The sequence below is a fragment of the Candidatus Methylopumilus planktonicus genome (genome assembly GCF_000981505.1).
GTDB lineage: Bacteria > Pseudomonadota > Gammaproteobacteria > Burkholderiales > Methylophilaceae > Methylopumilus > Methylopumilus planktonicus.
In genome coordinates this window covers 282380-308934 of the sequence record NZ_LN827929.1, presented here as the reverse complement: position 1 = coordinate 308934, position 26555 = coordinate 282380, and the positions used below count along the sequence as shown (strand labels likewise).

At 37.3% G+C, this 26555-nt stretch carries 30 protein-coding genes; 9 read left to right on the top strand and 21 right to left on the bottom strand.

Annotated elements, in window-relative coordinates:
* The 4 genes from BN1208_RS01720 to grxC form a co-directional block, all read right to left on the bottom strand.
* A complete protein-coding gene (locus tag BN1208_RS01720; protein ID WP_082092818.1) occupies positions 1-1002 on the bottom strand; it encodes an NAD(P)H-dependent glycerol-3-phosphate dehydrogenase in 1002 nt (333 codons plus the stop codon).
* 4 nt (positions 1003-1006) lie between these two features.
* On the bottom strand, positions 1007-1465 hold the full coding sequence (locus BN1208_RS01715; RefSeq protein WP_052734602.1) for an SH3 domain-containing protein: 459 nt from the start codon (positions 1463-1465) through the stop codon (positions 1007-1009).
* The gene (secB, locus tag BN1208_RS01710) at positions 1449-1973 is read right to left on the bottom strand and encodes a protein-export chaperone SecB (RefSeq protein ID WP_082092816.1); all 525 of its coding nucleotides are present in this window, start codon (positions 1971-1973) and stop codon (positions 1449-1451) included. The genes BN1208_RS01715 and secB overlap by 17 nt, the downstream gene beginning before the upstream one ends.
* A 106-nt stretch (positions 1974-2079) precedes the next feature.
* Entirely contained in the window at positions 2080-2340 is a 261-nt protein-coding gene (grxC, locus tag BN1208_RS01705) for a glutaredoxin 3 (RefSeq protein WP_046487246.1), read from the bottom strand.
* A gap of 86 nt (positions 2341-2426) precedes the next feature.
* Between grxC and gpmI the strand changes: the two genes are divergently transcribed.
* Both gpmI and BN1208_RS01695 read left to right on the top strand, forming a co-directional pair.
* Positions 2427-3968, top strand: a complete 1542-nt coding sequence (gene gpmI, locus BN1208_RS01700) for a 2,3-bisphosphoglycerate-independent phosphoglycerate mutase (protein WP_046489169.1) — start codon at positions 2427-2429, stop codon at positions 3966-3968.
* Complete coding sequence (locus tag BN1208_RS01695) at positions 3961-5196, top strand: murein hydrolase activator EnvC family protein (protein ID WP_046487243.1); 1236 nt, start codon at positions 3961-3963, stop codon at positions 5194-5196. Before gpmI ends, BN1208_RS01695 begins: the two co-directional genes overlap by 8 nt.
* Before the next feature lies 1 nt (position 5197).
* Here BN1208_RS01695 and BN1208_RS01690 read toward each other — a convergent pair whose 3' ends face one another.
* The 7 genes from BN1208_RS01690 to murJ all read right to left on the bottom strand — a co-directional run bounded on the left by BN1208_RS01690 (position 5198) and on the right by murJ (position 13243).
* Positions 5198-5617, bottom strand: coding sequence for a secondary thiamine-phosphate synthase enzyme YjbQ (locus tag BN1208_RS01690; protein WP_046487240.1), 420 nt, complete (start codon positions 5615-5617; stop codon positions 5198-5200).
* Positions 5618-5801: 184 nt separating this feature from the next.
* Entirely contained in the window at positions 5802-6263 is a 462-nt protein-coding gene (locus tag BN1208_RS01685; RefSeq protein ID WP_052734601.1) for a TlpA family protein disulfide reductase, read from the bottom strand.
* 5 nt (positions 6264-6268) lie between these two features.
* On the bottom strand, positions 6269-7510 hold the full coding sequence (locus tag BN1208_RS01680) for an exo-alpha-sialidase (protein ID WP_231854583.1): 1242 nt from the start codon (positions 7508-7510) through the stop codon (positions 6269-6271).
* A gap of 54 nt (positions 7511-7564) precedes the next feature.
* The gene (gene lspA, locus BN1208_RS01675; RefSeq protein ID WP_046487236.1) at positions 7565-8032 is read right to left on the bottom strand and encodes a signal peptidase II; all 468 of its coding nucleotides are present in this window, start codon (positions 8030-8032) and stop codon (positions 7565-7567) included.
* Entirely contained in the window at positions 8025-10796 is a 2772-nt protein-coding gene (gene ileS / locus BN1208_RS01670) for an isoleucine--tRNA ligase (protein WP_046487234.1), read from the bottom strand. Before ileS ends, lspA begins: the two co-directional genes overlap by 8 nt.
* A gap of 5 nt (positions 10797-10801) precedes the next feature.
* Entirely contained in the window at positions 10802-11698 is an 897-nt protein-coding gene (locus tag BN1208_RS01665; RefSeq protein WP_046487231.1) for a bifunctional riboflavin kinase/FAD synthetase, read from the bottom strand.
* A 9-nt stretch (positions 11699-11707) separates the two neighbouring features.
* The gene (gene murJ, locus BN1208_RS01660) at positions 11708-13243 is read right to left on the bottom strand and encodes a murein biosynthesis integral membrane protein MurJ (protein ID WP_046487230.1); all 1536 of its coding nucleotides are present in this window, start codon (positions 13241-13243) and stop codon (positions 11708-11710) included.
* A 212-nt stretch (positions 13244-13455) separates the two neighbouring features.
* Between murJ and rpsT the strand changes: the two genes are divergently transcribed.
* Positions 13456-13719, top strand: a complete 264-nt coding sequence (rpsT, locus tag BN1208_RS01655; protein ID WP_046487228.1) for a 30S ribosomal protein S20 — start codon at positions 13456-13458, stop codon at positions 13717-13719.
* A 26-nt stretch (positions 13720-13745) separates the two neighbouring features.
* Here rpsT and BN1208_RS01650 read toward each other — a convergent pair whose 3' ends face one another.
* From BN1208_RS01650 to rplU, 6 genes are all read right to left on the bottom strand, one after another.
* A complete protein-coding gene (locus tag BN1208_RS01650) occupies positions 13746-14897 on the bottom strand; it encodes a 5-(carboxyamino)imidazole ribonucleotide synthase (RefSeq protein WP_082092815.1) in 1152 nt (383 codons plus the stop codon).
* Complete coding sequence (gene purE, locus BN1208_RS01645; RefSeq protein WP_046487225.1) at positions 14894-15394, bottom strand: 5-(carboxyamino)imidazole ribonucleotide mutase; 501 nt, start codon at positions 15392-15394, stop codon at positions 14894-14896. The genes BN1208_RS01650 and purE overlap by 4 nt, the downstream gene beginning before the upstream one ends.
* Positions 15395-15415: 21 nt before the next feature.
* Positions 15416-16534, bottom strand: a complete 1119-nt coding sequence (gene proB, locus BN1208_RS01640; protein ID WP_046487222.1) for a glutamate 5-kinase — start codon at positions 16532-16534, stop codon at positions 15416-15418.
* Positions 16512-17549 (bottom strand): Obg family GTPase CgtA, encoded by a 1038-nt coding sequence (gene cgtA / locus BN1208_RS01635; protein WP_046487220.1) that lies wholly within the window; start codon positions 17547-17549, stop codon positions 16512-16514. Before cgtA ends, proB begins: the two co-directional genes overlap by 23 nt.
* Positions 17550-17614: 65 nt before the next feature.
* Positions 17615-17872 carry a 50S ribosomal protein L27 gene (rpmA, locus tag BN1208_RS01630; protein ID WP_046487216.1) on the bottom strand — a complete coding sequence of 86 codons (258 nt, stop codon included), beginning with the start codon at positions 17870-17872 and terminating at the stop codon, positions 17615-17617.
* A 14-nt stretch (positions 17873-17886) separates the two neighbouring features.
* A complete protein-coding gene (rplU, locus tag BN1208_RS01625) occupies positions 17887-18201 on the bottom strand; it encodes a 50S ribosomal protein L21 (protein WP_046487215.1) in 315 nt (104 codons plus the stop codon).
* 165 nt (positions 18202-18366) lie between these two features.
* Here rplU and BN1208_RS01620 point away from each other — a divergent pair, with 165 nt between their 5' ends.
* Positions 18367-19335: a polyprenyl synthetase family protein gene (locus tag BN1208_RS01620; RefSeq protein ID WP_046487212.1), complete on the top strand. Its 969-nt coding sequence runs from the start codon at positions 18367-18369 to the stop codon at positions 19333-19335.
* On the opposite strand, the gene BN1208_RS01615 is transcribed toward BN1208_RS01620, so the two are convergent.
* Complete coding sequence (locus BN1208_RS01615) at positions 19332-19682, bottom strand: hypothetical protein (RefSeq protein WP_046487210.1); 351 nt, start codon at positions 19680-19682, stop codon at positions 19332-19334. The two genes, BN1208_RS01620 and BN1208_RS01615, sit on opposite strands and share 4 nt — an antisense overlap.
* A 95-nt stretch (positions 19683-19777) precedes the next feature.
* On the opposite strand from BN1208_RS01615, the gene coaE reads away from it, so the two are divergent.
* The 4 genes from coaE to BN1208_RS01595 are packed head-to-tail and all read left to right on the top strand — an operon-like array spanning position 19778 to position 21787.
* Entirely contained in the window at positions 19778-20386 is a 609-nt protein-coding gene (gene coaE / locus BN1208_RS01610) for a dephospho-CoA kinase (RefSeq protein ID WP_046487207.1), read from the top strand.
* Positions 20387-20407: 21 nt separating this feature from the next.
* Positions 20408-21175, top strand: coding sequence for a cell division protein ZapD (gene zapD, locus BN1208_RS01605; RefSeq protein WP_046487204.1), 768 nt, complete (start codon positions 20408-20410; stop codon positions 21173-21175).
* Positions 21172-21360, top strand: coding sequence for a DNA gyrase inhibitor YacG (locus tag BN1208_RS01600; RefSeq protein WP_046487200.1), 189 nt, complete (start codon positions 21172-21174; stop codon positions 21358-21360). Before zapD ends, BN1208_RS01600 begins: the two co-directional genes overlap by 4 nt.
* Positions 21344-21787, top strand: a complete 444-nt coding sequence (locus BN1208_RS01595) for a copper chaperone PCu(A)C (protein ID WP_082092814.1) — start codon at positions 21344-21346, stop codon at positions 21785-21787. The genes BN1208_RS01600 and BN1208_RS01595 overlap by 17 nt, the downstream gene beginning before the upstream one ends.
* Before the next feature lie 2 nt (positions 21788-21789).
* Here BN1208_RS01595 and BN1208_RS01590 read toward each other — a convergent pair whose 3' ends face one another.
* Genes BN1208_RS01590 through cysS form a run of 3 tightly spaced genes read right to left on the bottom strand, consistent with a single transcriptional unit; the run spans position 21790 to position 25314 of the window.
* Entirely contained in the window at positions 21790-22722 is a 933-nt protein-coding gene (locus BN1208_RS01590) for a Nudix family hydrolase (protein ID WP_162197754.1), read from the bottom strand.
* Between the two features lie 3 nt (positions 22723-22725).
* Complete coding sequence (gene argJ, locus BN1208_RS01585) at positions 22726-23952, bottom strand: bifunctional glutamate N-acetyltransferase/amino-acid acetyltransferase ArgJ (RefSeq protein WP_046487192.1); 1227 nt, start codon at positions 23950-23952, stop codon at positions 22726-22728.
* 3 nt (positions 23953-23955) lie between these two features.
* Complete coding sequence (gene cysS / locus BN1208_RS01580; protein ID WP_082092813.1) at positions 23956-25314, bottom strand: cysteine--tRNA ligase; 1359 nt, start codon at positions 25312-25314, stop codon at positions 23956-23958.
* 250 nt (positions 25315-25564) lie between these two features.
* On the opposite strand from cysS, the gene BN1208_RS01575 reads away from it, so the two are divergent.
* Entirely contained in the window at positions 25565-26512 is a 948-nt protein-coding gene (locus tag BN1208_RS01575; protein WP_162197753.1) for a L,D-transpeptidase Cds6 family protein, read from the top strand.
* Positions 26513-26555: the final 43 nt, after the last annotated feature.

Here is a 26555-nt window from a genome sequence, read left to right as displayed (position 1 = left end):
TTAGTGTATTTCTGACTTTTGCTCGCGACCTAATAAATCGATCACAGCTTCCTTAGGCGACTTACTAAAACTTAACACTTGATTCACTTCATGCATAATAGGCATAGAGACATGAAGCGCTTTTGCTCGATTAACAACCTCTTTGGCAGTGAATACGCCTTCAGCGACATGACCCAACCCTTTCAAAACTTCATCAATTGTTTGGCCTTTTGCAAGTCTTAAACCTACTTCACGATTTCTTGAGTAGTCTCCAGTGCAAGTCAAAATTAGATCGCCCGCACCTGTAAGCCCCATAAAAGTATCTTTTTGACCACCTAAGCTCATCCCAAAACGCGTGATCTCAGCCAAGCCTCGCGTAATTAATGCGGCTCTCGCATTATTGCCAAATCCCATACCGTCTGAAATCCCTGCGGCGATAGCAATCACATTTTTAAGAGCACCACCAATAGAAACACCAATCACATCCTGACTTGTATAAACGCGTAAGTTATTACCATGAATAATAGAAGCTAAACTTTGTGTAAATGCTTCGTCTGTTGCAGCTAAGGTCAATGCGGTAGGCAGAGATCTCACGAGTTCAGCTGCGAAACTAGGGCCTGATAAAGCACCCCAATGCTGTCCTGTTTTTTTAGGGTCACCTAATTCCTCCATAGCGACTTCATGAGGTAATTTTGCGGTCCCTGCTTCCAACCCTTTATTGGCCCATATGACAGGGGCTTTATGATTTAAGGATCTTATCTCTTTTAGAATAGCTCTAAAACCTGAGGTGGGCACGACCGACAAAATAAGCTCGGCATCATGAATCGCTTCACGCAAATTATCTTCAAGCATCAATTGATCGTTAAAAGAGAAGTCACCTAAATAAAGCGGGTTTGATCTTGCTTTACGCATACCAGAGATATGACCTGCATTTCTAGCCCACAATGTGACTCGATGCTTTTGACTGATTTGCATCGCCAAAGCTGTCCCCCATGCGCCTGCGCCTAATACTGCAATTTTCAATTAATTAAATTCCCCACACTTGAGAGGTTTGAATGTATCCATCAAAATCTTGTTGGTATCGCACTTTAATCCAACCATTGGTGATAAGAGGGTCTGAAAGTTCAATGACAACATCTTTTTCGATTGTAGCTATAAGCGCTGATTTAGATTCAGGCTCTTTGTATATGTTTGCTTTATCTACCTTCACAATCACTGTTCTTTTGGATTGTAAATTTTTTGATTCGGCCCAGCTTAAGGTTCCATAAGGATCTCTTACCTTTAGCCAGTCGCCTAAATTCACAATAACTTCTAAAGGATAGCCTTCGCCCACCAAATAAATTCTTTTAGTAGTTGCTGAAGGCGCTTCAAAGAGAATGGTTTTAGGTGATATGACAGATCGAAATTCGGCATAAGCGGGCTGCGATATGACACACACAACCCATACAAAAAAATAACGGAAAAAAAACTTAGTTTTTTGTGTCAACCGCATTACCCGATGCTTGCTGCTTTTGTTGCATATAGAGCATTTCAAAATTAATTGGATTTAAAAGAACAGGCGCAAAACCTGCCTTAATCACTAAGTCTGAAATAGCTTCGCGTGCGTATGGGAATAAAATATTAGGGCAAGTAATCGCGATAATCATCTCAAGATTTTCTTCTGGAATATTACGTAATGCAAAAATACCTGCTTGTGTCACTTCAATAAGGAAGGCTGTTTTATCAGCAATTTTAGATGTCACGGTAATTTTTAAAGCAACTTCAAAATAACCATCAGCAAGAGGCGTGCCTGAATTACCTAATTCAATAGCAATTTGAGGCGCTTCACGCTGTGTAAATATGTCTGGGGAATTAGGCACTTCAACTGAAACATCTTTAAGAAAAAGTTTTTCGATAGCAAAACCAGGTTGTGCACTTCCGTTTGCCTGAGGGTCAATTTTGACACTTTTTTCTGCCTTAGTTGATTTAGGAGCTGCTTTCTTTTTTTCTGCCATGTTATTTTCCAGTCACGCGACCTTAAAGCCGCTGTTATTTAATTAAACGAATACTGCATTCTATCTTTTTATCGAGAATATTTAAATAAAATAAGGGTTAATCTTTCTAAGAAATCCCAAGAAGTGGATCAAGCTTACCTTCTAAATCTAGAGATCTTAAATCATCAAATCCACCCACATGATAGTCGCCAATGTAAATTTGAGGTACTGTGCGACGTCCAGTTTTTTTAATCATCTCTTTTAAAACAGTCAAATCTTCGTCAACGCGTATTTTTTCAATTTGCGTAATACCTTTCTTAGACAAAAGCTTTTCAGCATTTGAGCAATAAGGGCAATAAGCACTGGTATACATCTTGATTGATTTCATAGGGCACTAACGTTAAGGAGTGTGAAATTCTATGACAAGCATTATAATTCATTAATCTTTAAAGCCACATATACATGTCTTCTATTATGTTAAAAAAACCTGTGTTACTGATTATCTTGGATGGCTTTGGTCATCGAGATGACGAAGATCATAATGCAATTAAAAATGCAAAGATGCCTCACTGGAATCGTTTGTGGGATAAATATGCACATAGCTTTATAAATGCTTCTGAAGAATTTGTGGGCTTACCTAAAGGACAAATGGGCAATTCAGAAGTCGGCCATCTAAATATAGGTGCTGGCCGAATTGTTCAGCAAGATCTTGAGAGAATTAACACAAGCATTACGTCAGGTGATTTTTTTAAAAACACATCTCTTATTAGCGCATTTAAATCACTTAAAGAAAATGGCAAGGCTTTACATCTTTTGGGTCTTTTTTCTGATGGTGGCGTCCATAGCCATTTAGATCATTTCTACGCCATGCTCAAAATAGCGAAGCAATGTGAGTTGAAAAATGTGTATATTCACCCTTTTTTAGATGGTCGAGACACACCCCCTAAAAGTGCTTTGCATTTCATCGAACAACTCGAATCTCATATAAAAGATATAGGTGTTGGAAAAATTGCCTCTATTTCAGGTCGATACTATGCAATGGACCGCGATAAACGTTGGCCACGTGTTGAATTAGCGTATAACGCATTAGTGCTGGGGTCTCCTATCCACTCAAAGAATGCAGCAGATGCGATTCATGAAGGATACGAAAGAAATGAAACGGATGAGTTTATTAAACCTACATCCATTCATGATGAAAATGAAAAAGCCATTACTATTCAAGATAACGATGCGGTCGTCTTCATGAATTATCGATCCGATCGTGCACGACAAATTACTGACGCACTTTTACAAGACAACTTTAACGCTTTTGAGCGTCAAAAGAAAATTAAAATTAGCGACTATTTCACTTTGACTCAATACGACCCAGATGACAAAAAATCATCGGTTATCTTTAAACAAATATCTGTGAATAATTCATTTGGTGAATACATTTCAAAATTAGGTTTAAAACAATTGCGTATTGCGGAAACAGAAAAATATCCACACGTTACTTTTTTCTTTAATGGCGGCAATGAAACTGTTTATGAAGGGGAAGATCGTATTCTTGTGCCATCTCCTCAGGTAGCAACTTATGATTTGCAACCTGAAATGAGTGCGTTTGAAGTTGCACAAAAATTAGGTGACGCCATTCAAAGTAAAAAATATCACGCTATCATATGTAATTTTGCGAATGCTGATATGGTAGGTCACACAGGTAATCTTACTGCTGCAATTAAAGCGATGGAAGAGCTCGACACATGCATTGGTCAAGTGGTAAATGCTATGGAATCTATAGGTGGTGAAGTCATTATTACAGCAGACCATGGCAATGCAGAACTCATGGAAGATTATAAAAATAAACAAGCCCATACCCAACATACTACAAATGTGGTGCCTTTTCTTTATATTGGTCGAAAAGCTACGATTAAACCTAACGGAAGACTTTCTGATATTGCCCCCACCCTGCTCCATCTCATGGGTGAAAAACAACCATCCGAGATGACAGGACAAAACTTAATCCAATTGAATGATTAAAGTAAAAAATATTTCATTAAATTTTTTAGTTCAATGCATTTTAATATCGCTTTTATTTTTATCTAATGGAGCTTTATCTGCAACTAAAGCTGATTCAGCCAAAGAAAACTTGAATGCCGTTCATGAAAAAATTGACCAACTTAAAAAAGAATTGAGTGGAACACAAAAAGCACAAGAAGATGCGACCGATCAATTAAGAAAAAGTGAAAAACAAATTAGCGATACGAATCGTTCGCTTTATGAAATATCAGTTCAACAGAAGAAAAATTACACTAAGCTTCAAGAGCTTAAAGCACAATCTGACTCAGTAGAATCTCAAGTTGATCTCCAGCGAAGAATGTTGGGAGAACAAATCTATCAGCAATATCTTCATGGTGACCCCGGCTATCTGCAAATGATTATTCAATCTGAAAATCCGAGTGTGGTCGCAAGAAATATTCAATACTACTCATATGTGGCGAAGGCTCGGGCTAAAAGTATTTATCAAATGCAAGGTAACTTAAAAAAAATTGAAGCTTATAGTGCTGAAACTGCACAAAAGCTTAAGGAGATTGCAGGATTAAAACAAAAAGAAGAAGTAAAGAAATCTGAACTCGAATCTCACAAGAAAGATCGCGCTAAACTTATTGCAAGCTTGTCTTCAAAAATTAATCAACAACGCAATGAAATTCAAAAATTAGTTCGAGATGAAAAAAGATTAACAGACCTTGTCGATCGCTTAGCAAAATTACCTTCAGCGCCTGTTCCTTCAAAACGAGAAGAAAAGTCATCTTCAAAAACACCTATTGTGCGTAATGAGAGTATCCCTTCAGAAACATTTTCAGGTCAAAAATTTGAAACATTACGCGGTAAATTAAGCTTACCAGTGAAAGGCGATGTGATTAATCGATTCGGTTCCCCGCGAGAAGATACTGGCTTATCTTGGAAAGGTTTATTTATAAAATCGAATGAAGGTAATGAAGTTAAATCTATTGCCACGGGTCGTATTGTCTTTGCAGATTGGCTTCGCGGCTTTGGTAATCTTATTATTGTGGATCATGGCGAAGGCTATATGAGCCTATATGGCAATAATCAATCAACGATTAAAAAAACAGGTGAAATTGTAAGTGGTGGTGATGTGATTGCTTTAGTAGGCAATACAGGTGGCAATGAATCAAATGGTCTTTACTTTGAATTAAGAAAACTCAGTAAACCTTTTGATCCCCTTGCCTGGACTTCAATTAAATAACTTATTCACCAATCACATGCATTAAGATGCGACGATCGTGAGATTGATAACGATGTTCGTACAAAAAAACACCCTGCCATTGGCCTAAGGCAACTTTACCTTGCTTAATTGGTATCGAGAGACTTGTTTGTGTTAGAGCAGTTCTAATGTGCGCTGGCATATCATCTGGGCCTTCTGCTGTATGGATAAATAATGGATCCCCATCAAGCACCAAACGCTCAAAGAAGCTTTCTAGATCAACTAAAACATCGGGATCATAATTTTCGTTAATAAGAAGGCTCGCTGAAGTGTGTTGGATATAGAGAGTTAGTAAGCCCTCTTTAAAATTTGATTGATCTACCCAATCCAAAACTTTTTGGGTGACATCATAAAAATGACGACCCGAAGTTTGGATCGCCAATGTTTGGCTGGCCTGTTTCATGAGCAAGACTTTATTTAAACTTTATTAAATTTAAGTTTACCTGAAACACTGTCAATTTTAATTTTATCTTTTTCCATAAAATGGTCCGCTAAAATTTAGCTTAGCAAGAGGATTATCAGTTTCAGATTGAATTGATTTCTTTTAATATGGCGATCAATTGACAAATTTCGATCATCTTATAAAACTATTTATTTAGCCATGCATCAAGAAATGAATTAGAGATTTTTCCACTTAAAGGAGTGACTTGATGAGCTGTATCATAAAAGTATGTCCTAGGAAGCTCACCATACCAAGTTGGATCAATACTATATCTAAGCTTATCTTCATCTACTTCTGCATATAGATAACGTTCATGCTCAGGAAGGTGTGCCAAATTTAAAATTCTCTCAGCTTTTTTAGCAGACTCTTTTCCATCTACACATACTGTTATTAATTTGACATTTTTATTTTTACTAAGAGCTTTACCGAGCTTTTTAAGATCATCTATACAATAGGGGCAATCAATTGACCAAAAAGAAATGATTAAAGGCTGATTGAGATATTTTTTCTCAATAACATTTCGTGAATTGATCTCAAATGGCATAAATTCATATGCAAATGAAAAGTTAGAAAAAAACAAAAGGAACAAAAGAATCTTTAATTTCATATAACTTATTCAAGAGCCAATAATTGATAACCATCTTTAATCGTATTCCAGGATAGAAAAGCTTTCTTATTAAATTGAATAAGTTCAGGATAGTCTGAAGCCCCTTCAGTCTTTTTGGTTGTTTTAGCTTCTAGCCAATTTTTCCCGCCATCCTCTGAAATAGCTAAAACAATATAATTACCAGACTCATTTATCTCTTTCCATGCGAGATAAACCTTTTCATTGATACTTAATAGCGATGGGTGACCTGCCTGAAAGTTAGTATTTCCAAACCTCTTAGCGGGTGAGCTTACCCAAGCATCGCCATCGATTCGTCCATAAAATAAACCTGCTTTCTCCCCCCCATCAAACCAAGCCATATGATATCCCCAGTCACCTCCTCTAGATATTGCAGGGCCGTGATGGGGGCATGCATCAATTTTCCAACCACCGAAAGTGGCTCTATTAACAACAATATTATCATTCATATCAATCCTAGCTATTGCATGATCTCTAATGCCTCCATCATAAAGCTGTCGCCACATTGCAATGGCGTTTCCTTTACTATCATTAGTTAAAGCAACCCTGCAACATTCACAACTACTATCAACAATTTTTCTTTCAATTTTAAATGATTCACCAAAATTTTCTGAAACAGCGTAATACAAGGACGCTCCTTTATACTCTTTTTCTTTTTTTTGCAGTTTGGCTTTTTCTAAATCGCGCTTGTCTACCCACGCTACAAAAATTCGCCCATCTTTATTTACATTGATAGCATCAAAACGATGTGTAATTTCTGACCTATCCTGATGAACAATCTGAGGCAATTCAAAAGTTTTGCCACGATCTTTTGATTTTGCAAACCATATATAGCCCGTATAAGGCTTTGAAAGAGTCTGAGTCCATGTGACATAAATATTTCCCTCGGGGCCAATAGCAATTTTAGGTTTTGCATCTCCTGATGTTCCTATTTGCTGCAATTCGGTATTTACATTTATAGATTTCGAAAAATTAATCCCTTGATCATTTGATGAGTCAACAATAACAAATCCTTGCTGCTCTCTCACTCGCCATAGAGTTCCTAATTGATCAAAAGAAATCGAGGTCACAACTGAAGGTCCATGACTATGGCCTTCGTGGGAAATACTTGCCTTACAGAAAAAGATTAGCAATAAAAATATTATTTTTTCTGAAAACTTTATAATCGAATTTAATTTGTGCATAGCCTGTTCTTTGTTAATAAGGGAGAGAAGTAAAAGCTTGATCATTAAAAATATTATCTACTCCTTTACTGTCTGTTAGTTTTTTCCGGTCACGTATGATTAACTCAATAAAGGTTTTTTGTTTTTAAATGCATCGTAAAGAATTAAACCGACACCTGTCGAAATAAAACTATCTGCCACATTAAATGCTGGCCAATAAAAGGCATCGTAGTGAACATAAATGAAGTCGATGACAAAACCATAATAGCTTCTATCACATAAGTTTCCCATGGCTCCACCAAGAATAAAAGAAAGTGCTAAACACAATAGTGGCTGTTTTAACCGCTGATGAATTAATCGGGTAATGATAAAAATTGCGGCCAATGAAATACCTATAAAGAAATACCTCTGCCAACCGGAGGCTTCACTCAAAAAGCTAAAGGCTGCTCCCGTATTTTGAAAATGCACAATATTAAGAAACGAGTTCAACACTAAAGCACTTCCTAAATCTAAGTGATTAAATATCCATTGTTTGGATATGAGATCCAGAATAACAATCGCTAAAGCAATCGAAAGATATTTACGCATGCGATCTTAGTTCGCCTTTTTCAAAAAGATTACTGATGCATCGATTGCAAATCGCTGGATGTTCATGATGCGATCCAACTTCTTCGCGATAATGCCAGCATCGATCACATTTTTTATGTTCACTTGCAAAGACATCAATATGAAGATCGCCTTGTCTTTCATGAAGTTTTGCACGCGAAGTAATCATCGAAAACTTAAGATCTTCATGAAGCGTCTCTAAAGATTGATAAATTTCACCTGAAGCGTAGATATCAATCTCAGCCTGAAGTGAAGAGCCTACTAATCCTTTTTCACGCAACTCTTCAATTTTTTTATTAGCAATTGCACGTACATGAATAATATGCTCCCATGCAAGCAATTCCCTTGCGTTCAAATCGTGAGGTGGTAGGTCATACCATGTATCCATAAATACTAGCTCATCACTTTCTGGCATGAGAATCTGCCAAATTTCATCTGCTGTAAAGCTGAGAACAGGTGCCATCAATTGCATTAAGGAATGTGTAATATGGAAGATTGCGCTTTGGGCAGCTCGTCTTGCTTTTGAATTTTCTGCTGATGTATAAAGACGATCTTTCAAAATATCAAGATAGAATCCACCCAAATCCTCAGAGCAAAAGCTTACAAATTTTTGCATGCCTAAATGAAATTCATAAGATGTATAGTCTTTTTTAATACGTTCTTGAAGCTGATGAGTTAAATACAGTGCATAGCGATCTATCGATAGCCATTCCTTTACAGGAAGTAAATCTTTTTTAGCATCAAAGTCGCCAAGGTTGGCTAGCAAAAAGCGTAAGGTATTTCGTATACGTCTATACCCTTCAGCAACTCGCTTTAAAATTTCGTCTGAAATAGTAAGTTCGCCAGAATAGTCTGTGGAAGCTACCCAGAATCTTAAAATGTCAGCCCCATATTGATCCATGACTTTTTGCGGTGCTACGACATTTCCCTTAGATTTACTCATCTTATGACCGCTGCCATCAACAACGAAACCATGCGTTAGAAGTGATTCATAAGGTGCTCTTCCATCGATTGCACAGCCTGTGAGTAAGCTTGATTGGAACCAACCCCGATGTTGATCTGAACCCTCTAGATAAAGATCAGCTGGATAAGATAGGTCTTCACGTTTTTTTAGAACAGAAGCATGTGTCGTTCCTGAATCAAACCATACATCTAATGTGTCGCTTATTTTTTTATATTGATTAGCATCTTCGCCAAGTAATGCTTTAGCATCTAAATTAAACCAAGCTTCGATACCTGCTTTCTCAACTTCTTTAGCAACTAATTCAGTTAGTTCATGGGTGCGTGGATGTAACTCGTAAGTTTCTTTATGAACGAAAAGTGGCATAGGAACGCCCCAATTTCTTTGGCGCGAAACGCACCAGTCAGGACGATTTTTAATCATAGCCTCTAAGCGCGCCTTCCCCCATTCAGGATAGAAAGTGGTATGACTGACTGCTTCGTTTGCTTTCTCACGTAATGTCTTTTTATTATTTTCTTGATTCATGCCAACAAACCATTGGCGTGTAGCTCTAAAAATTACTGGTGTTTTGTGGCGCCAACAATGTGGGTAGCTATGTGATAATTTCTTAGAAGCAAATAAGCATTGATTCGCGTCTAATGTTTCAATAATTTTTTTATTGGCCTCCCAAATACTTTCACCTGCAAACTGCTCTACAAAAGAATAAAACTTTCCTTCTTCATTGACTGGATTATCTACAGGCAATTGATATTGCATACCAACCGCATAGTCCTCTAGCCCATGTGCAGGGGCTGTATGGACTAGCCCAGTTCCAGCTTCCAGAGTAACGTGGTCGCCACATATGATAGGTACATTTTTTTTATAAAACGGGTGGCTGAGTTGGAGGTGCTCTAAAGCTTGACCTTTGCATGAGGCTAATTTCTTGAAAGATTCAAAGCCATAATGCGTAAGATTTTTTTCAGCCAAATCTTCAGCAAGGATAAGATTACCTTTTTCAGTGCTATATAAACCATAATTTAATTCAGGATGAACGCATACAGCCTGGTTTGCTGGAAGCGTCCAAGGTGTCGTTGTCCAAATAACTGCGAATGTATCTTTTACTTCTTTAACATTGAATATATTTTTTAAAATATCGCCGTCTGTAACTTTAAACCCCACATCAATCGTAGGTGAAGTTTTATCTTCATACTCCACTTCAGCCTCAGCTAATGCTGAACCACAATCAACACACCAATGCACAGGCTTACTTCCTTGGTAGAGGTATCCATTTTGATGAATATGTCCGAGCGATCTCATGATATCCGCTTCGGTTTCAAAATTCATTGTGAGGTAGGGTTGATTCCAATCCCCTAATATGCCTAAACGTATAAAATCATTTTTTTGTTTTTCAACTTGCGTTGCTGCATATTCGCGACAGAGTTCTCTAAATTTTTTAGGATCAATATCTTTGCCATGCAATTTTTCCACAACAAGCTCAATTGGAAGTCCATGACAATCCCACCCTGGGACATATGGTGCATCAAACCCAGATAAGGTTTTGGATTTAACAATAATATCTTTTAAGATTTTATTAACAGCATGCCCAATATGAATATCTCCGTTTGCATAAGGCGGGCCATCATGCAAAATGAATTTCTTAGCACCTTTTCTTTTTTGTCTAATTTTTTGATAAAGCTTAAGTTCCTGCCAGCGCTTTACCCAAAGAGGCTCTCTTTTAGCAAGATCTCCTCGCATGGGAAATGGCGTGTCTGGCAAATTTAGTTGATATTTATTTTCTTCGGTCATATATTTTATTTTTCAAAAAAACGTGTTGCATGTATTACGTCTTTTTTAATCTGTTCAATGAGTGCATTAATATTTTCAAATTTCATTTCATCTCTAATCTTTTCCAGAAAAGTCACCTGAACATGCTGCCCATAAATATCTTCATTGAAATTAAGCAAATGAACTTCTAGCAAAAGTTTCGGGATGCCTGCAACTGTAGGTCTGATTCCAAGATTAGCAACGCCATTTCTATTTCCTAATTTTACCGCATATACCCCTGTTAGCGCCGGTCTCGTATGCTTCATATGAATATTAGCAGTTGGGAAGCCCATTTGCCTTCCGCGCTTGTCACCTTCAACCACTTTTCCACTAATCGTGTAAGGCCTTCCTAAGAATGCAGTGACTGACTTAATACGGCCCGCATTAAGCGCTTCTCTAATTGACGTACTTGATACGCGCTTGCCTTTCACATTAATTTCTGGAATTTCGAATAATTCAAATCCACTTTTTCTTAAGTCTTTTATGCCTGCTAGTCGCTGCGCTCCAAAACGGAAATCATCTCCGACGATGATGATTTTTGTTTTTAATTGCTCTTTTAATATTTGATGCATAAACACTTCACTAGAAATACCTGCAAAATTTTTATTAAAAGCACAAACAAAAACATTTTGAACGCCACAGCTTAAAAAAAACTCTAGCTTTTCTCTTAAGCTCGTAAGTCGAGTAGGTGCATTTTTGGGCACAAAGAATTCTTTGGGATGCGGTTCAAAAGTCATCACCGATGGTGTAATTTTTCTTCTTATAGATTCCTCTATAAGTTTTTGAATAAGCGCTTGATGACCTATATGTACACCATCAAAATTGCCAATAGTCAGGCCAATAGGCGTTTCTAAACTTAGTGGAAAATGGCGAAAGACTTGCATCACAAAAACTTAAATAGCTCTTCGAATGAATGATTGAAGTCTTAATCCCATCATCCATAGTGAACCAAAGTAAACAACAGACCCGGCAAGAATGAGCATCACTAAGTAAATCAATCTTTTTGAAATAGAATACTCAAGCCAAAGCGTTGAATCTCCTTTTAAATAAAACAAGGTGAGGCCCATTAAAACTAAAGCCACAAAAAGTTTTATTAAAAATTGCCCCCATCCTGCATGTGGTTTGTAATAATTACCTTTTCTTAAATGATAATAAAGAAGACTTGCATTTAGGCATGCTCCTAAACCAATCGCGAGCGCCAAACCTGCATGTTTAAACTGCCCAATAAATATCATATTCATGAACTGTGTCGAGAATAAAGTAAATAGTGCAATTTTGACTGGCGTTTTAATATTCTGTCTTGCGTAAAATCCAGGTGCTAATACTTTAATCATGATGAGGCCCATCAGTCCAAAGCTGTATGCAATGGTAGCTTGTTGGGTCATCAAAACGTCATGCGTATTAAAAGCGCCATAGTGAAATAAGGTTGCAATTAAAGGGAGTGATAACACAGCCAATGCAACAGCCGCAGGCGCTGCAAGAATAAAAGTGAGTCGTAGCCCCCAATCAAGTAAGCCTGAGTATTCTTTTTGATCTTTGCCTGAAAAAGATTTCGAAAGACTTGGAAGTAAAATCGTGCCCAGTGCTACTCCTAAAACGCCTGCTGGAAACTCCATGAGTCGATCCGCATAATACAACCATGAAATACTTCCGGTCTCGAGAAATGATGCAAAGATAGTATTAATAAGCAAAGATAGTTGCGCAATAGATACCCCGAAAATTGCAGGTCCCATGAGTTTAATAATTCTCCATACACCTTCATCTTTAAGATCCAATTGATATTTAGGAATAAACCCAATTTCTCTTAAGAAGGGAATCTGAAAAATTAACTGGAGGACACCTCCAACAAATACAGCCCAAGCCAATACGAGAATAGGCCGATCAAAATAATCGGCAAAAAATAATGCTGCAAAAATAAAAGACAAATTAAGCCATACAGGCGTTAAAGCAGGCACTGAGAATTTATTGAAAGTGTTCAGAATGCCGCCAGCCATAGACACTAAGGAAATAAAAAAGATATAAGGAAAGGTGATCCTTAATAAATCAACAGTGAGCTGAAACTTTTCAGAATGCTCAATAAAACCTGGCGCACTAATATAGACAAGCCAAGGTGCCGCAAAAATACCAATGCATGTAATCGCTATTAGAAAAAGACTTAATAATGAACATACATGATTAATCAAGAGGTGTGTCGCCTCATAACTACGTTTGTTTTTATACTCAGCAAGGATGGGGACAAAGGCTTGGGAGAAAGCGCCCTCTGCTGAAATGCGCCTTAATAGATTGGGAATTTTGAAAGCCACAAAAAAAGCATCTGTTTCCATACCCGCGCCAAAGATTTTGGCTATCAAGCTATCCCTCACAAAACCTAAAATTCTTGATACGAAAGTCATGCTTCCGACGGTTGCGAGTGCTTTAAGAAGATTCATTGAATTTATCTATTTAAGTGTCACTAAATTACAAAGATTTTAACATGGAGGTCGTTTTATCAAGGTTTCCGACAAAAATATTGATAAGCTTAGAACATCAAGGGGATATGACTTAAATTTAGGGCTAAAATGAGCGTTTTATCTTGTATAAAACCTCAAATATCGCTAAAATTCTCGCCTTCGTAATAAAAGATATTAACTAAAGGATAAACATGGCAAATACCGCACAAGCTAGAAAACGTGCCCGCCAAGCAACGAAGCAACGAGCTCACAATGCAAGTTTGCGTTCAACTTTGCGTACTGCAATTAAAAAGATTTTAAAAGCAATTCAAACTGGTGATAAAACAGCTGCGAAAACATCTTTCCAAGAAAACGTTTCAGTTATTGACCGTATCGCTGATAAAAAGATTATTCATAAAAACAAAGCGTCACGTCATAAGCAACGCTTAAACGCAGCAATCAAATCAATGGCTTAATTTCAAAGAGAGATTCTCTCTTTGATCTAAGCAATCCCCAAAAGCTTTCTTACCTTTATAGCCTTATCGAAAGCTATATCTAAGTTTTTATCTAATACGGTAAAGTGGCCCATCTTTCGGCCTGGTCTTGCTTCATGTTTTCCATAAAGATGCATTTTTAAACCGGATTCATTACTGGCCATACCCCAGTCAGGTTCTTTTTGTCCATTTTTTGTCCAGACATCACCTAAGAGATTAACCATGACAGCGGATGAATGAAGTCTAGGGTTTCCAAGAGGAAGACCTGCTAGCACTCTCACTTGCTGTTCAAATTGATTCGTCACAGAGGCGTCAATGGTGTAATGACCAGAATTATGGGGTCTAGGAGCAATCTCATTTACAAAAACCTTACCCTCGCTAATAAAGAATTCAACACCCAACACGCCTACATAATTAAGCGCTTGAGCTACTTGCTTTGCAAGTTGGTCCACTAAATCATTAATCAATTGTGTTGAGCGAGCCGGCACAATGGAGATATCTAAAATACCGTTAGTATGAATATTCTCCGCTACACTAAATGTCTCCATATGGCCTAATTGATCTCTCGCCAAAACTAAAGAAACTTCCATATCTAAAGGAAGCATTTTTTCTAAAACACATTCCTGACTTGAGAATTGATGAAAAGCCACTATCACTTCTTTTTGTGAAGCAACTCTTGCTTGACCTTTGCCGTCATAACCAAAGCGAGCGACTTTTAAAATAGCAGGATAAATAGAAGAAGTATCTGAAGGTATATCTTTGTCTTCTCGAATGATTTCAAAAGGACCTACAGGAAGCCCTGATTCTTTTAAAAAAGTTTTTTCAAGAACGCGATACTGGGCCACTCTTACAGACTCTGGTGAAGGGCTTACATGTATCTTTTTTGATAAGAATTCCATACTGTCTGCAGGAACATTTTCAAATTCAGTGGTTACGCCTTGACATGTGTTTCTCATGACTTCCAATGCCGAAACATCATCATAAGACTTACATAAATGAATATCTGCAATAGCCCCTGCAGGACTTTTTGGATCCGGATCTAATACAGTAACCTTGAAGCCCATCTCATGGGCTGCAATCACAAAAAAACGACCTAACTGGCCGCCTCCAAGAATGCCAAGCATAGCTGAAGGTAAAAGCGGTTGATCTAGTTGACTCAAGGCTTCTCCGACAAATTCATATCGATAACTTTTTTAGCTTGCTTCTCTCTAAACACTTCAAGCTTTTTAGCTAATGTTTTATTTTCATGCGCCAAAATAGATACTGCAAAAAGGCCTGCATTTGCAGCCCCTGCTTCACCGATAGCAAAAGTTGCTACAGGAATACCTCTTGGCATTTGTACAATAGATAATAAAGAATCTTGGCCTTGAAGATGTTTTGAAGGAATCGGAACGCCTAATACGGGTAATGTGGTTTTAGAAGCAACCATGCCAGGCAGATGAGCTGCACCTCCTGCGCCTGCAATGATAATTTGATAACCTTCTTGTGAGGCATGTTCAGCAAATTTAAACATCAAATCTGGCGTTCGATGCGCTGAAATAACTTTAGCTTCATAAGGCACATCAAAATCTGCAAGCATCTGTGCTGCAAATTTCATCACCGGCCAATCACTGTCAGATCCCATAATAATGGCGACAAGTTTTTTATTTTCTGACATACAAAACTCCCTTTAAAAATCTTAAAGTAAAATTAAATTATCTCGATGAATCAAAGAAGGTTGATCAATATAACCTAATAAATTTTCTATCAAATTTGTAGACTTGCCCATAATTTTTTTTGTTTCGGCTGCATTATAATTAATGAGTCCACGCGCAATCTCTCCACCCTTTGTATCCAAACAAACCACAACTTCTCCTCGATCAAAATCTCCTTCAACCGAAATAACACCAATAGGCAATAAACTTTTACCTTCTTTTTTAAGTGCGTCGACAGCGCCATCATCTAATATCAACTTACCTCTTAATTGCAAATGATCGGCAAGCCATTGTTTTCTTGCTGCAACTTTTAATTGTTTGCTTTCTAGATGAGTCCCTATGGTTTCACCTTGATTCAGTCGAATTAAAACATTTGCTTCTTTACCAGATGCAATGATCGTATGCGCGCCACTTCTAGATGCGCGTTTAGCTGCTAAAACTTTAGTGAGCATACCGCCTGTACCAATTGAAGAGCCTGCACCACCAGCCATTACTTCTAGAGATAGGTCACCTGCAATACCATGATGAATAAGCTTAGCTTCTTTATTTTTTCTTGGGTCTTCGGAAAATAGTCCTGGTTGATCTGTCAAAATGATTAAGAGGTCGGCTTCAATAAGATTAGCGACTAATGAAGCCAGTGTATCGTTATCACCAAAACGAATTTCATCCGTCACTACTGTGTCGTTTTCGTTGATAATTGGAATCACTTTAAGTTCTAAAAGTGTATTTAATGTAGAGCGCGCATTGAGATATCTTTTCCGATCAGCAAGATCATCATGCGTTAATAAAATCTGTGCAGCTTTTAATGCGTGCTGTGAAAAATTCTTTTCATAAATTTGTACTAAACCCATTTGACCAATAGCCGCTGCTGCTTGTAATTCATTAATTAAAGTTGGTCTTACTTTCCAACCAAGTCTTTGCATGCCTTCAGCGACGGCGCCACTTGAAACCAAAACAATTTCTTTGCCTGATTTAACAAGATGAGCGATCTGCTCTACCCATGAAGCAATAGCTTTTTGATCTAACCCTTCACCGTGGTTGGTGAGTAGGCTAGAGCCCACTTTAATAATAATGCGATGACTATTCGCTAATAACGATTTCATTTTGAATTTTTTTATTCTCTTCAATAAAGGTCATGATGTCATATGTAAGCTCTTTACAACCAACTCCCTTAATTGCGGAGATTGAATATACAGGACCTGACCAACCAAAAGATTTAACAAATGCTTTCACCTTATCTGCAACATCTTCCACCATATCAATTTTATTTAATATCAACCAGCGTGGTTTTTGATATAAAAGCTCATCATATTTTTTTAATTCATTCACAATCGCGCGCGCTTCATCAACTGGATTGATCGCAGGATCAAAAGGTGCGATATCAACTAAATGTAAGAGTATTGTAGTTCTCGCAAGATGTCTTAAGAATTGATGTCCTAAACCAGCGCCCTCTGAAGCGCCTTCAATAAGGCCAGGAATATCGGCAATCACAAAACTTTGATTCTCACCTACTCTCACCACGCCTAAATTAGGGTGCAATGTTGTAAAAGGATAGTCCGCTACTTTTGGTTTCGCAGCTGATACAGATCTTATAAAGGTGGACTTACCCGCATTTGGCATGCCCAGGAGACCCACATCGGCTAATACTTTAAGTTCAAGATAAAGCTCGAACTCTTCTCCAGGCTCACCCTTAGTGCATTGTCTCGGCGCTCGATTAATACTCGATTTAAAATGAATATTGCCAAGACCGCCTTTGCCGCCTTTGGCTAAAAGAGCCCTGTCCCCATGATGGCTTAAATCAGCGTAGGAATCGCCAGTCGCTTTATCTGAGATCACCGTGCCGACAGGCACTCGTAATATTAAATCCTCACCCTTCGCGCCATAACATTCCGCACTGCGTCCATTCTCACCTCTTTGTGCTTTTAAGGTTCGGGTATAGCGATAGTCAACAAGCGTATTTAAATTTTGATCTGCTTCAAAAAATACAGAGCCGCCCCGACCGCCATCTCCACCACTTGGGCCTCCCATAGGTTCGTATTTTTCACGACGAAATGTTGCAATGCCATTGCCGCCATCGCCTGCGTAAATTTTAATGGTTGCTTCGTCTATGAATTTCATATTATCAATTTACCAAATAAAAAAGCCCTATCAACTGACAGGGCTTTAAAGAATCTTAGGATTGCTTAGACTGGAACAATATTAACGGTTTTACGTTTTAATGCGCCTTTGATGGTAAAGGTTACCTTACCGTCAGCCTTTGCAAAAAGAGTGTGATCTTTGCCCATGCCTACATTCACGCCAGGGTGCATTTTGGTGCCACGTTGGCGAACGATAATGCTACCAGCTGAAACAACTGTCTCACCGAAAGCCTTTACGCCTAGGCGTTTAGCTTGGGAGTCACGACCGTTTCTTGAACTTCCGCCTGCTTTTTTATGTGCCATGATTAATCCTTAAATTATTTAGCTGATATTTTATCGATTTGAATCTCAGTAAAGCTTTGTCTATGACCTTGAGACTTGCGGTAGTGTTTTCTACGGCGCATTTTAAAAATTGTCACTTTATCATGACGTCCGTGGCTCACTACGGTGGCAGTAACGCTAGCGCCTCTTACAATGGGCGAGCCTATAGTCACATTATCACCATCAACGACTGTTAAAATTTGATCTAGAACGACATTCGCCCCTACATCACCTGCTATTTTTTCAATCTTAAGCTTATCGCCTTGATTAACGCGATATTGCTTACCACCTGTTTTAATTACTGCGTACATGATAAAACCTCAAACTTTAACAACTTTAAAAGAATCGCGAATTATACTTAAATTAGACCTGTTAAGCAAACTCTTCGGGGATAAAGATAAGGGTTTTTTGGTCGCAAACCACGGAAAGAGCGCTATGTTAAAATATGTCTTTAATAACATTTAAGCCTTGTTTTTGTGACTCTTAGCGCCATTTTATCCCCAATTAAAAGTGATTTATTAGCTGTGAATGAGGTTATTCGCTCTTCTCTTCATTCTGAAGTGCCACTGATCAACCAAGTTGCAGGGCATATTATTCAAGGGGGTGGTAAACGACTAAGGCCTAGCACTCTACTTTTAGTGGGTGGCTTATTTGGTCCCATTCAAAAAGAGCATCATGAATTGGCCGCGGTGATCGAGTTTATTCATACCGCCACACTCCTACATGATGATGTTGTAGATCAATCCACGAAACGAAGAAATCACAAAACCGCAAATACCATTTTTGGAAATTCTGCGAGTGTTTTGGTGGGGGATTTTATTTACTCTAGAGCATTTCAAATGATGGTCAAAATCAATCATATGAAAGTCATGGAAGTATTAGCCAACACTACAAATACCATTGCAGAAGGTGAAGTATTGCAACTTTTAAATATTCATAACGCCTCTATTAAAGATGAGGATTACTTAAAAGTTGTATATTACAAAACTGCTAAATTGTTTGAATCTGCAGCCGAACTGGGGGCCATTATCGGTGGCGCTCACGATTCTGATATTAAAGCGCTAGCCCAATTTGGTAAGCATATGGGAATTGCTTTTCAGCTTATAGATGATGTCCTCGATTTATCAGGCAACCCTGACGATATAGGTAAAAATCTAGGGGACGATCTTGCAGAAGGTAAACCTACCCTACCTCTTTTATTTGCTATGAAAAAAGGGAATGCCCAACAAAAAAATATTATTAGAGCTGTCATTGAAAATGGCGGGTTAACAGAGTTAGAAAGTGTTTTGAATGCTGTTGAAGAAACTAAGGCGCTCGATTACGTAAGGCAACTCGCAAAAGAAGAAATAGAACAAGCTGAAAAGCTTATTCAACACATTGCACCTTCTGTGTATAAAGACGCTTTATTAGAGCTCACACAATTTGTAACCTCGAGAGATTACTAATTTAGAACAATAGGGTCGCCATTATCGGCACGGTAATAACTTAGATGCGCACATTTATTGGCGCCTGAGGTAATGGATCCATCAAAAATCGATTTGCCGTTAAGATCAACTTGCGCATAGCCATTGTTGAACAAAGTCACTTCGGCCTCCTTCTTGCCTTGTCGCAACAGGAAGCTAATGGAGTGATCATATTCTGATTCAGAGTAAACTTGCCAATTGTTGCCGCCTGCAAGCTGTGAAAGCCAATTAGGTAAATCAACCTCTACTCGACAAATCACTAAATCGGCCCAAGCAGATTGCTCTTCTGGTGGAGTTAAGTTGTTAGGTATATTTTGCAATTCATTCATAAGTCATAGTTTAAATCATTCATGATCTATTAATGGTGATTAATTCTATAATTTCAAGTAAATTTATTCATAATATTTAAAAAAGTTTAAGGTACATGATGTTTATTATTGGGATGACTGGCGGCATTGGATCAGGTAAAAGTGAAGCGCTGAAAATATTTGAATCTTTAAATATTAAAGTGATTGATCTCGATAATATTGCAAAAGAAATTACAGACACAAGCCACCAAGCTATACAAGAAATCAAATTAGTATTTGGAGATGCTATATTCGATAAGGGCAATCGTTTGGATCGAAAAAAATTAAGAGAAATTATCTTCTCAGAAAAAGATCAAAAAATAAATCTTGAAAAAATTCTTCATCCAAAAATTCTTGAAGAAGTTATGAAAAGACTAAATGTGTTATCCAACGAATCTTACGTTGTGATTGATATCCCACTGCTATTTGAAACAAACCAATACACAAGCCTTATTTCAAGATCACTTGTTATCGACTGTAAGGTAAATGATCAAATCGAACGTGTTAAAAAAAGAGATGGAATTGACACCTCTGTTATTCAATCAATCATCGAGCAACAAGTTGGTCGTAATTACCGTATCGAAAGAGCGGATGATGTAGTCGTTAATGATGGTTCAATTGAAAAGCTCGAAGAATCGATTAAAGCATTACATAAAAAATATTTAAATTTAGTTGCCGTTAAATAAAATCAACCCGATAATGCCCATATGATCACATTTGAATTTCCCCTTAATGAGCGCATTCGAAGATTACTTCGTATTGAAGAGATCTATCAAAAATTTGAACATCAATTAAAAAATACACATGACTATTTTGAATTTAGTTGTTTCAATACACTTTTTGAAATAGTCCAGCTTGTATCAAGGTCCGATTTAAAAATTGATTTTCTTCAGGAACTTGAAAGGCAGGAAAAAAAACAATCAACCCTCTCAGAGAATCAAGCATTAAAAGAAGGGCAGCTCAATCCTAAAGAAATCATTCTAAAGATACAAGTAGCTCGTAAAAAGTTAGAAAATATAGATGTAAAGCCCGGCTTTAATTTCAATAACAATTTATTTTTAGAAGAGGTAAAAAAAAGGATCAGTTCTCCAGGTGGGCTTCTAGATGTTGATTTTCCAAATTTTCGTTACTGGGCAACCCACAAAACAAGAAAATCAAAATTAGAGGATTTTAAATCCTGGGCGCAACCTCTCATGGTATTTAAAGATGCTGCCTCCATCATTCTATTAATTTTGAGAAATCAATGCCACGTAGATTCAGTTAAAGCAAAAGAAGGCAAGCATCAACAAACCATTGATCCGCTTAAGACATTCGACCTCATCCTGCTTGAGCTTGAAAAGACTTTAAATATTTATCCTGAAATTAGTGCGAATAAATATACGGTCAATGTTTTCTTCAACCGGCTTAATGAAGAATTAAAAAAAGAGCCTGTTAAATTAAATATTGAATTTAAATACAGTATTTGCTGGTTATGAGCGCAAAGATTACATTTGTAAACTGCCCCCAATGCAATCATGGTGTTGAATATAGTTTATCTAATGCTTTTAGGCCTTTTTGCTCTGAACGATGCCGCTTGATGGATTTAGGTCAGTGGGCCAATGAAGGCTATAAAATTCCTGTTGAAACCAACCTCGAGGATTTAAATGAAGACTCTATCTAAGAAATTATTAAAACTTATCCTATTGGTTATTACATTTCTAATGTCGACAGAAATATTAGCAGCACCAGATATAAAAATAGAAAATGCTTGGGTTGCTTCTGCAGAAGCAAATGATGACATGAGCGTCGCCTATATGTCACTTTTAAGTAATGAAGATTTAATACTGACTTTGGTTACTTCTCCAAAAATCAAAACAATTGAGATGCACAATACTATCCAAGAGAAAGGCATTATGAAAATGCGTATGGCTCATGAAATCAAAATCTATCATAACAAGCTCTTTGAATTTAAATCCGGTGGTAGTCATTTAATGCTCATGGATTTTAAAGGTCCTCTGAAGACTGGGGAAAAAATTAAACTTACATTTCATTTTAAAGACAAAAAAAATCAATCTTTTGATAAATCAATTGACGCGACCATTAAATAATTTTATTTCCAAATTGCCGTTTTCATTGCAATGCCGTGTCCGCCAGATTGCCAGGATTTTTTTAAGCTTGCTTGGTTAAGTCCACCTAAGGCATAAATTGGTATATCTAGTTTATTTGTACATTCACTAAATAATTCCCAGCCTATCAGTTCAGCGAGGGGGTGTGATTCAGTTTTTTGAACTGGAGAAAATACAGCAAATGATATATTTAAATTTTGCGCAATCATAAGCTCTTTTATGTTGTGACAAGAAGCTCCGCATATTGAAAAGGCTGGCCGATCTTTTAATTTAATTAATCTATGTGATGGATAATGAACACCGTCGGCCCCAATATCTAATGCGAGATTTTCGTTTTCATTAATTAACACTTTTGCTTGATAAGGCTTCGCCAGATCTAAGATCTTTTTAGCTATTTTTTTTAGGTCTTGATAAGGTAAATTATTTTCTCTTATCTGTATCATCTTCAAGCCTTCTTCTAATTTAATTTTTAATCTCTCAAAAAATAATGTCTCACCCATCTCTTCGATATTTGTAATCGCATAAATTGGGGGAAGTAAAATAGATTTCAGCACAAATAAATTAGTAGGCAATATTGGGGAGACTGATACACTTGATGGGTCTTGCCAATCCAATAATTGATTCTCACATGATGTGATTTGACCAGTCCAATTAGTCACTTTGAAAAAATAGATATAGACCTTTTTATCTGGATAGATGTAACTTCGTTCAAACCATAACGTCGCATCATTTGCAGAAATATTAATTTCTTCCTGAAGCTCTCTCTGAAGAGCTTCAAAGGGTGATTCATTTATTTCAATCTTACCGCCCGGAAATTCCCACCAACCACTCCATCCGCGTCCAGGAGGCCTTTGGGCCATCAGAAGAAATCCATCATGTCTTTGGATAACAGCTGCAGCTGCGCGCACAATATTCACAATTTAACTGCGATAGTCGGCATTTATTTTTACATAGTCATATGACAAATCACATGTCCATATTGTTGCCTTTGCATGACCTCGATTAAGAAGTATTCGCATACTGATTTCAGGATGCTTCATAACTCCCTTGCCCTGATCCTCAGAATAGGTAGCTGCTCGACCGCCTTTCTCTGCCACTAAAATACTTCCCAAATACAATTGTATTTTTGAGATATCAAGAGATTCTATGCCGGCATAGCCAATGGCAGCTAATATTCTTCCCAAGTTGGGATCAGATGCGAAGAAAGCTGTCTTAATTAAAGGAGAATGCGCTATTGCAAAGCCTACTTTTCTACATTCAGCATCATCAAGACCTGATTCGACTTGAATAGTAATAAATTTCGTAGCACCTTCACCATCTCTCACAATGGCCTGCGCTAATTCAATTGCAACTTCACCAATGGCATCCTTAAGAGCCTTATAGTCTTTGTCTTCTTGGCTGATTTCATGATGTCCTGCTTGCCCTGTTGCAATGAGAATGAATGAATCATTAGTAGATGTATCGCCGTCAACAGTAATGCAATTAAATGATTGCTGCGTCACCTCTTTAAGAAGTTTATCAAGCAGGATTTGATTGATAGAAGCATCTGTTGCAATAAATGACAGCATGGTAGCCATGTTTGGATGAATCATCCCTGAACCTTTACTTATACCAGAAATAAAAATTTCTCTATCTTGAATCTTTATTTTTCTCGATGCCGCTTTTGGAGCAATATCTGTAGTCATAATAGCTTCTGCTGCATCTATCCAATGCGCTGAATCTAAGTTTTTTACTGTATCTGGCAATCCACTTTTAATTTTATCAATAGGTAGACTTTCTAAAATAACGCCTGTTGAAAATGGTAAAACTTGTTCTGAATTGATTGACAGAATTTCGCTGACAGCTTGGCACGTTTCTTTCGCTTTTAAAATACCCTCTTCTCCAGTGCCTGCGTTAGCGCAGCCTGTATTAATAATGAGTGCACGAATTCCAGATGCATTTTTTAAATGCTCCTTACAAAGAATTACAGGTGCCGCACAAAATGCATTTTGCGTAAATACACCCGCAACTTTTGAGCCTTCTGCAATAGTGACTAAAAGCAAATCTTTTCGGTTAGGTTTTTTAATATGTGCTTTAGCAGTCCCAAGTGATATACCTTTAATGGGGGAAATAGAATCGATTGTGAGTGTTTTAAGGTTAACTGGCATAGCTTATTCTTTTCTCCAAATAGTCCCTTGAGGGGTATCTTCTAAAACAATGCCACTTTCAAGCAATAAAGATCTAATCCGATCTGCTTCCTTAAAATTTTTGTTAGTTTTCGCTTCATATCTTTGTAAAATTAACATATCAATATTAAGAGAAATTTTTTCATCGCCCTTCAGGAAGGTCTCTGGATCTTTTTCGAGAAGGCCAATTGTCTTCGCAAGGGCTCTAAGCAAATCAGCGAGTGGTGCAGATTTACTTTTATTTATTTCATTTGCTAATTCAAATAAAATAGAGATAGCCTCTGGTGTGTTAAAGTCATCATCCATAGCTTCCTTGAATTTATGGGCTAATGGATGGCGCCAATCCACATCAGAATCCTCAATCTTAAAACCTCTTAAGCTTACATACAGTCTTTGTAACGCTAATTTTGCATCATCAAGATGTGCATCTGAATAATTGAGTGGGCTTCGGTAATGTGCTCTTAAAATAAAAAATCTGACTACCTCTGGATCAAATTTTTCAAGCACTGTCCGAATGGTGAAAAAGTTTCCTAAAGACTTAGACATTTTTTCATCATCAACTCGTACAAAACCGTTATGCATCCAATAATTAGCCATCTTGCAATCATGAACAGCTTCAGATTGAGCTATTTCATTTTCATGATGGGGAAATTGAAGATCTTGCCCGCCTCCATGAATATCAAAATGATGGCCAAGATAATGAGAGCTCATAGCTGAACATTCAATATGCCAGCCCGGCCTTCCTTTACCCCAAGGTGAATCCCAACTGGGCTCATTAGGTTTTGCGGACTTCCATAAAACAAAATCTAGTTCATCATGCTTATTTCTGTCGATATCAACCCTCTCGCCCGCACGTAAATCTTCTATTGATTTGCCCGATAATTTTCCATACTCCTTAAAAGATCTTACTGAATAAAAAACATCTCCATTTTTAGCAACATAAGCGAACTGCTTTTCAATCAATGTCTGAATCATAGAAAGCATGTCTTGAATATGCTCTGTTGCTTTTGGCTCTTTTGAAGGACTCATAACACCGAGCGCTTTCGCATCAGCATTCATTTCACTTATATATCTTTGCGTGAGACTTTCTATGGACTCATTGTTTTGAATGGAGCGATTGATAATCTTATCGTCTATATCAGTAATATTTCTAACGTAATTCACGCTATATCCTAAAATATCAAACCAGCGCCTTACCACGTCAAAAATAACCATCACACGCGCATGCCCAATATGACATAAGTCGTAGACAGTCATTCCACATACATAGATATTCACTTGCCCTTCTTGGATAGGCTTAAAAGTCTCTTTATTTTTTGAAAGGGTGTTATAGATTTTAATCATTGCAAATAAGCTTGTGAGCTTAAGAATAACAAAGGAATGGTGAAGGGCTTATTCATAAATAACATATAGATGATAAGGGTGCTATTTGGTAGAATTATGCTAAATTTATTAAGTAAATCATACCATGCCTCAAAAAAACGAATGTTCTAATATTAAGAATTTAAAAGGTTTTTTACTGTTTATCCTTTTATCCTTATCTACATTTTTCATAGTAAATGAAATTAACGCGGCCGATGATTTCAAATCGATTATGCAGCTAATTGAAAAGGGTGAAAAAGAAAAAGCCGCTCAACAAATAGACCAATATCTTAAAGCGAACCCTAATGACCCTCAGATTATCTTTATTAAAGGCGTTGTGAAGGCTGAGCTTGGAAAATACAACGAAGCTATACAAGCATTCACTTACCTTACTGAAAAACATCCTAGTCTTCCTGAGCCATTTAATAATCTAGCAGTTCTCTATGCTGAACTAGGCGACTATGATAAGGCACAAAAAGCTCTTGAATCAGCCATCAAAACTCACCCTAGCTATTCAACGGCTCATGTCAACTTGGGCGATCTTTATACTAAACGCGCAACAGTTGCCTACAACAAAGCTTTAGAAATTGATAAGACAAATGTACAAGCTAAAACAAAGCTATCTCTCATAAAAAAACTATTTAATGCAAATGATATTAAAGCACCAGTTGCCCCTATCTCGCAGCCAGTCCAAATAGCGACTAATGACGTCATCAAGAAGCCAGTAGCAGAGCAAACTCAGGCAGTAATTTCACCCGCTCCAACTTCTAATGCACAGCCACCAAAAAATTTGCCTCAGGAAATGCCTTCTACTAAGAATAATACGGCTAACAATAGTGACTCTGAAATCGAATCTTTTGTTACAGAATGGGCTGAAGCTTGGTCATCAAAAAACATTACTTCCTACCTAGCTAAATATTCTCCTAACTTCAAAACACCCAATGGAGAGAGTTTTTCAGACTGGCAAGAATCAAGAAGAAATAGAATTATAGGTAAGGACATAATTACTATTGAAGTTTCTGGGACAAATATCTCAAGTAAAGGCAATAGTTTTGCACAAGTGACTTTTAAACAAAAATATGCTTCAAATAAATTAAGTCAAATATCAAGCAAAACTCTGATTTTAAGAAAAGAGGGTTCAGCCTGGTTTATTGAGCAAGAGTATTCTGGCAAGCAATAATTGATGAAAAATTTCATCAAAAAATTCCTAATAAAAGAATTTT

What these genes read in the sequence shown, in the direction of transcription:
- secB (WP_082092816.1), bottom strand. Translation starts at nt 1,973, where the DNA reads ATGGCAGAAAAAAAGAAAGCAGCTCCTAAATCAACTAAGGCAGAAAAA.
- grxC (WP_046487246.1), bottom strand. Translation starts at nt 2,340, where the DNA reads ATGAAATCAATCAAGATGTATACCAGTGCTTATTGCCCTTATTGCTCA.
- gpmI (WP_046489169.1), top strand. Translation starts at nt 2,427, where the DNA reads ATGTTAAAAAAACCTGTGTTACTGATTATCTTGGATGGCTTTGGTCAT.
- BN1208_RS01695 (WP_046487243.1), top strand. Translation starts at nt 3,961, where the DNA reads ATGATTAAAGTAAAAAATATTTCATTAAATTTTTTAGTTCAATGCATT.
- BN1208_RS01690 (WP_046487240.1), bottom strand. Translation starts at nt 5,617, where the DNA reads ATGAAACAGGCCAGCCAAACATTGGCGATCCAAACTTCGGGTCGTCAT.
- BN1208_RS01685 (WP_052734601.1), bottom strand. Translation starts at nt 6,263, where the DNA reads ATGAAATTAAAGATTCTTTTGTTCCTTTTGTTTTTTTCTAACTTTTCA.
- BN1208_RS01680 (WP_231854583.1), bottom strand. Translation starts at nt 7,510, where the DNA reads ATGATCAAGCTTTTACTTCTCTCCCTTATTAACAAAGAACAGGCTATG.
- lspA (WP_046487236.1), bottom strand. Translation starts at nt 8,032, where the DNA reads ATGCGTAAATATCTTTCGATTGCTTTAGCGATTGTTATTCTGGATCTC.
- ileS (WP_046487234.1), bottom strand. Translation starts at nt 10,796, where the DNA reads ATGACCGAAGAAAATAAATATCAACTAAATTTGCCAGACACGCCATTT.
- BN1208_RS01665 (WP_046487231.1), bottom strand. Translation starts at nt 11,698, where the DNA reads ATGCAAGTCTTTCGCCATTTTCCACTAAGTTTAGAAACGCCTATTGGC.
- murJ (WP_046487230.1), bottom strand. Translation starts at nt 13,243, where the DNA reads ATGAATCTTCTTAAAGCACTCGCAACCGTCGGAAGCATGACTTTCGTA.
- rpsT (WP_046487228.1), top strand. Translation starts at nt 13,456, where the DNA reads ATGGCAAATACCGCACAAGCTAGAAAACGTGCCCGCCAAGCAACGAAG.
- purE (WP_046487225.1), bottom strand. Translation starts at nt 15,394, where the DNA reads ATGTCAGAAAATAAAAAACTTGTCGCCATTATTATGGGATCTGACAGT.
- proB (WP_046487222.1), bottom strand. Translation starts at nt 16,534, where the DNA reads ATGAAATCGTTATTAGCGAATAGTCATCGCATTATTATTAAAGTGGGC.
- cgtA (WP_046487220.1), bottom strand. Translation starts at nt 17,549, where the DNA reads ATGAAATTCATAGACGAAGCAACCATTAAAATTTACGCAGGCGATGGC.
- rpmA (WP_046487216.1), bottom strand. Translation starts at nt 17,872, where the DNA reads ATGGCACATAAAAAAGCAGGCGGAAGTTCAAGAAACGGTCGTGACTCC.
- rplU (WP_046487215.1), bottom strand. Translation starts at nt 18,201, where the DNA reads ATGTACGCAGTAATTAAAACAGGTGGTAAGCAATATCGCGTTAATCAA.
- BN1208_RS01615 (WP_046487210.1), bottom strand. Translation starts at nt 19,682, where the DNA reads ATGAATGAATTGCAAAATATACCTAACAACTTAACTCCACCAGAAGAG.
- coaE (WP_046487207.1), top strand. Translation starts at nt 19,778, where the DNA reads ATGATGTTTATTATTGGGATGACTGGCGGCATTGGATCAGGTAAAAGT.
- zapD (WP_046487204.1), top strand. Translation starts at nt 20,408, where the DNA reads ATGATCACATTTGAATTTCCCCTTAATGAGCGCATTCGAAGATTACTT.
- BN1208_RS01600 (WP_046487200.1), top strand. Translation starts at nt 21,172, where the DNA reads ATGAGCGCAAAGATTACATTTGTAAACTGCCCCCAATGCAATCATGGT.
- BN1208_RS01595 (WP_082092814.1), top strand. Translation starts at nt 21,344, where the DNA reads ATGAAGACTCTATCTAAGAAATTATTAAAACTTATCCTATTGGTTATT.
- argJ (WP_046487192.1), bottom strand. Translation starts at nt 23,952, where the DNA reads ATGCCAGTTAACCTTAAAACACTCACAATCGATTCTATTTCCCCCATT.
- cysS (WP_082092813.1), bottom strand. Translation starts at nt 25,314, where the DNA reads ATGATTAAAATCTATAACACCCTTTCAAAAAATAAAGAGACTTTTAAG.
- BN1208_RS01575 (WP_162197753.1), top strand. Translation starts at nt 25,565, where the DNA reads ATGCAGCTAATTGAAAAGGGTGAAAAAGAAAAAGCCGCTCAACAAATA.